At 36.9% G+C, this 4,722-nt stretch carries 4 protein-coding genes; 2 read left to right on the top strand and 2 right to left on the bottom strand.

Going from position 1 to position 4,722, the window contains the following annotated elements; translation table 11 throughout:
- Both H5072_RS12080 and H5072_RS12075 read left to right on the top strand, forming a co-directional pair.
- On the top strand, nucleotides 1–1,316 hold a 1,316-nt coding region (locus H5072_RS12080; RefSeq protein ID WP_182693658.1), incomplete at its 5' end, for a HAMP domain-containing sensor histidine kinase.
- Between the two features lie 49 nt (nucleotides 1,317–1,365).
- Nucleotides 1,366–2,244, top strand: a complete 879-nt coding sequence (locus H5072_RS12075; RefSeq protein WP_024600390.1) for a TraB/GumN family protein — start codon at nucleotides 1,366–1,368, stop codon at nucleotides 2,242–2,244.
- 47 nt (nucleotides 2,245–2,291) lie between these two features.
- Here H5072_RS12075 and H5072_RS12070 read toward each other — a convergent pair whose 3' ends face one another.
- Both H5072_RS12070 and H5072_RS12065 read right to left on the bottom strand, forming a co-directional pair.
- The gene (locus tag H5072_RS12070; RefSeq protein WP_182693657.1) at nucleotides 2,292–3,701 is read right to left on the bottom strand and encodes an ATP-binding cassette domain-containing protein; all 1,410 of its coding nucleotides are present in this window, start codon (nucleotides 3,699–3,701) and stop codon (nucleotides 2,292–2,294) included.
- A gap of 76 nt (nucleotides 3,702–3,777) precedes the next feature.
- Nucleotides 3,778–4,494, bottom strand: coding sequence for a hybrid sensor histidine kinase/response regulator (locus H5072_RS12065; protein WP_259395935.1), 717 nt, complete (start codon nucleotides 4,492–4,494; stop codon nucleotides 3,778–3,780).
- Nucleotides 4,495–4,722 lie beyond the last annotated feature (228 nt).

The following is a 4,722-nucleotide window of genomic DNA, read 5'->3' as shown; positions in this document are numbered from 1 at the left end:
GGGTGGAAGATCAGTTCAATCAGTCTTTAACTAACAAAGCTAACTACTTAAAAACCTTAGTTGAAGATGACAACAACGTGGTTGAATTTGATTTTGCTGGTGAGTTTATGTCGGAGTATGAAGCAGCCGATGCCACGGAGTTTTACCAGTTATGGCATGGCAGTGATGTGTTTGAGCGCTCGGACTCATTAGAGCTTTATGAAAATGCTAACCTGCCTTTTTTAGAAATGCCGATAAACGAATCTAAAATTATAGATTACGAGCTTCCTAACGGGCGTGATGGCCGCGCACTTATAAGTCACTTTGTAGCCCAAAAAGATGATAGAAATCCCACCCACTCTGCTGTTTTTAATACCATGACTCTTGCGATTGCAGCGCCCACCGCCGAACTTAATAAAGTATTGATTATTATTGATCTGGTTTTTATTTTAACCTGTGTGCTTGGTGTGTTTGGTGTGCGCTATTTAGTGACACGTATTGTAAATAAAGGCCTACACCCGCTACACAACTTAAACGACCAAATTAAGTTACTCGATATTACCGGTGTTGCGCAAACAATAGAAAGCGACTTTAAAGTAGAAGAAATAGAACCTATACGTAACGAGCTAAATAAGTTTATTACCGTTAATCAGCAACTCTATAGTAATGAAAAACGCCTAACAAGCGACATTGCACACGAGCTTAAAACCCCAATAGCTGAACTAATAAGCCTCTCAGAGGTGGCTATTCGCTACCCTGACGATAAACGCATTAGCGACACCTATACCAGTGATGTGCTTAATATTTCACAGCGCATGAAAACAATTGTTAGCAACCTATTACTGTTGCAGCGCTCAAGTAGCAGTGCAATGCAATTAAATGCACAAAATATCATTCTAAATAACCTAGTAAATCAAATTGTTGATGAGCTGACCTTTAAGCACCTAAGTATTAAAGCGCGTTTAAATAATGAGATAACTGACGAGTTTACACTTAATGCTGACGAATTTAGTTTAAATACCATTTTATGTAACTTAATCGATAACGCACTATTTTATGGACTCTCTGAGGCACCAATTAAATTAACTGCCGTAAATAACAGCACAAACATGACCATCTCTGTTAGTAACAAAGTAAATAAACCACTAAGTAGTGAACAGCTCACTGCTATTTTTGACCCGCTCTATCAGCTAGATTCATCTAGAACTAATAACCAGCGCCATGGTTTAGGATTATCTATTGTACAGAGCTTATGTAACTTAAATGGCTTTACTATTACGGCCAGTAATACCGAAAGCAATACGCTAACGTTTATATTAACGTTACCTCTGAAGTAAATTTAGGTTAGTATTTACACTACTAATTTTGAGATTTTAAGGACAAACCATGAATGCTCTTATCCGTGTTAGCCACTTTTTTATTGTGGCATTACTTATAACATTTAGCCTTAACAGCTATGCAGCTCCTGCTTTATATAAAATAGAAAAAAATGGCGTCAGCTCTTACTTGTTTGGCACTGTACACGTTGGTGATGCCAGCATGAAAGGCTTACCTAAAAATGTAACCGATGCAATTAGTGCAAGCAAAGAAGTCATTGTTGAAGTTGATATAAGCAAACTTACTCCCCTTGAGATGCAGCAGCGCTCAATGCCATTTATGATGCTAAGTGACGGTAAAACGTTGCAAACTGAGCTTTCAAAACAAAATTATACCAAGTTAAAAGATTACTTTGCTAAAAAGTCGATTGATATTGCTATGTTTAATGGCTTAAAGCCTTGGGCTGTTATGGTAACTATGATGCAAATTGAATTTCAAAATGCAGGTTATTCGGATAAAACCGGCATAGATAAGCAAGTGCTTAGTTATGCTAAAGAGCATAATATTAAAATTGGCGAGCTTGAAACCCTAGAACAACAACTACAAATGTTTGATGGTATGGCGCTATTAAGCAATGAAATGATTGAAGAAACTTTTGAGCAACTAGCCGATATTAATACTTACTTTATCAAGTTAGTTAATGCATGGAAAAGCGGTGACATGGATACACTAACCGATTACTACAACATGAGTTTTGATGACAGTAATTACGGTGAAATTAGCGAGCAAGTAATGCTAACTAACCGCAATAATAATTGGGTTAAACAACTCACACCGCGTTTAGCAAACGAGCAGCTATTTATTGCTGTAGGTGCTCTGCACTTACCTGAAAAACACGGGTTACTTAAACAGCTTCGAGATAAAGGTTTTAGCGTTACTCGTCTTTAAAATAAAAATGGGTTGAGTGAATTCTCGCTCAACCTTTCTCTAAGCTTTTAATGAAAGTCTTCCATTTTTAAGTAATTTTCTATTCCTTTAATTTTGTCTGCCGCATGATGATTTACATAAATCACAGTACTTGTATTGGCAGCACAAATTTTCTCTATTAGTAACAGTACACGCTGCCTGTTTGCTTCATCTAAGCCCAAGCAAGGTTCATCTAAAATAAGTAACGTTGGATGTTTTACCATAGCCCGCACAATTAATAACATACGCTGATCGCCGTACGATAGCTGGGTGAATGAGGTGCTTTGCTTGTCACTTAAACCAATAAATGCCAGCCACTGCTTAGCAATATTAATTTGTGCGTCGCTCGGTTTTTGATATAAACCTATGCTGTCGTAAAATCCTGAAATAACAGTATTTAAAGCCGATATACTTACGCGGTAATCCATATGTAGCGCGTTAGATATAAAACCAATATGCTGTTTTATATCCCAAATACTCTCCCCTGTCCCACGTTTAAAACCGAACACTTCAATGTCATTGTTATAACACTGTGGGTTATCACCTGTTATTAAATTTAATAAGCATGTTTTGCCTGAACCGTTCGCTCCACTGAGCTGCCAATGCTGATGCTTTTCTATAGTCCAATTGAGATTTTTGAATATGCTTACATCACTGTAACTAACTTTAGCATTACTCAATTTAACTAAGGTATTACCGGTGAATGCCTTTTGCTCTTGTTCAGTATCCGGAGATGGCACATCCAATGAGGTATGTTCTAAATGAAGTAGTTTTAGTAAATCACTCAATTGCTCACTGCCTGGCTTTGCCAAAGTATGTAACAAGCAACCTTGGTTTACATAGCCATAGTGAGTAATGAATGAAGGGATTTCGTCTAGGCGGTTTAGTACAAAAACAAAAGTAATAATTTGGCTAAGTTCTATGAGTATTTTATTAAGCTGCTGGCAAGATTGTACGTCGAGTCCATGAAATGGCTCATCAAGCACGACTAACTCACTATGGGAGCTGAGTCCTTTTATAAGTAGGAGTTTACGAGTTTCACCCGTTGAAAGGTCTCTAAAATGCCTATTTAGTAATGAGCTAAATTTAAATAACTCTATTAGCTGCGCTAATAACTCATCATTATTACTATGCCCTGTAAAAACAAGGTCTTTAACGAGGGTGTGCTTATCATGCTCTAATTCTTGAGCTAGTAACTGTTTATGCGAATCTGAAGACACGAGCATAAGCTTATTAATACTACTTATACGCTTACCACTTTCGCACTTAGCCTCACCGATTAACGCAGCTGTCAGTGCAGATTTACCAGCTCCATTAGCACCTAAAAGTAACCAATGTTCTCCTAGGTTTACTTGCCAATCTAGGTTGCATATATCGTAACGGCTTTTACCTTGCCCTTGTAAGTAACCATTAAATTGCTCAAGCGTAATTGACTGCACTAACTTTTCCTAATAAACCTTAAAACAGCAAGTTAACGTATATTAAAAGTGCTTAGCAAGCTTGTTATCTGCAAAATTAATTTATTTCACTAACAACGCTAATACTATTTAATGCGTCTTTAATTGCTTGCTGGCTTATTGGCTTATGGATATGGAGGTTAGCTCCGTATTCATAAACTCGCTCTATATCATTTTGTGAGGTATTTGCTGTTATAACAATAATTGGCATTACTTTATTAAGATCGGAACGTATTTTTTTAATAGCCTCAAACCCATCCATTACAGGCATATTTAGGTCCATAAAAACAATATCGTACTGATTTTCACTCACCATATCACACGCGACTTTACCATTTTCTGCGCAATCATAGCTTAAACCTAATAAACTAAGTATACGGGTTAATAACATAGTGTTTAATGGGTTATCTTCAACGACTAAACACGTTAGCTTGTCGTTTACTTTAAGAGGTGTTGGGAGGGCTTTACTTATAGTCACTGGTAAATACAAAGACACCAAAGCACCATGAGTTTTATTATTTGTAAAAGTAATTTCACCATGCAGTGCTTTTACAACGTATTGAACCCGGGTTAGGCCAGTTCTTAACCCTTGAAAGTGATTGGTTTGTTTAAATGAGTCAAATTCAAGACTGGTAATCTTCTTCGAAAAGCCGCTGCCAGTGTCACTCACCGTTAAATGAAATTCATCATTTAAAAGCTTAGCTGAAACAGTAATTTCACCTTTTTGTGTAAACTTAATAGCGTTACTAATTAACTCTGTAAGTGTGTGCTGCAAACGTTGATGATCCAGTTTACATACACAATTTAACGATTCATCTAAACGACTAACTAGTTTTAGGCCTTTTTGCTTACACGCATGCTTGTAAGCTATTACTACCCAGTTAAAAATTGCACGCGCTGAGTGATTTTACCTGTCATTGTATTAGGTGATGACGCGTTAAACACTTGGCTATATAGCTCCTCAAGCAACTCATCTAAACTATAAAAGTCATTACTACGTGCT

This window comes from Pseudoalteromonas sp. SR45-5 (assembly GCF_014163565.1).
GTDB lineage: Bacteria > Pseudomonadota > Gammaproteobacteria > Enterobacterales > Alteromonadaceae > Pseudoalteromonas > Pseudoalteromonas distincta.
This window is presented reverse-complemented; position numbering and strand designations above follow the sequence as displayed.

Bases quoted from the DNA above. Each gene is read 5' to 3' on its own strand.
- H5072_RS12075 (WP_024600390.1), top strand. From the start codon at position 1,366: ATGAATGCTCTTATCCGTGTTAGCCACTTTTTTATTGTGGCATTACTT.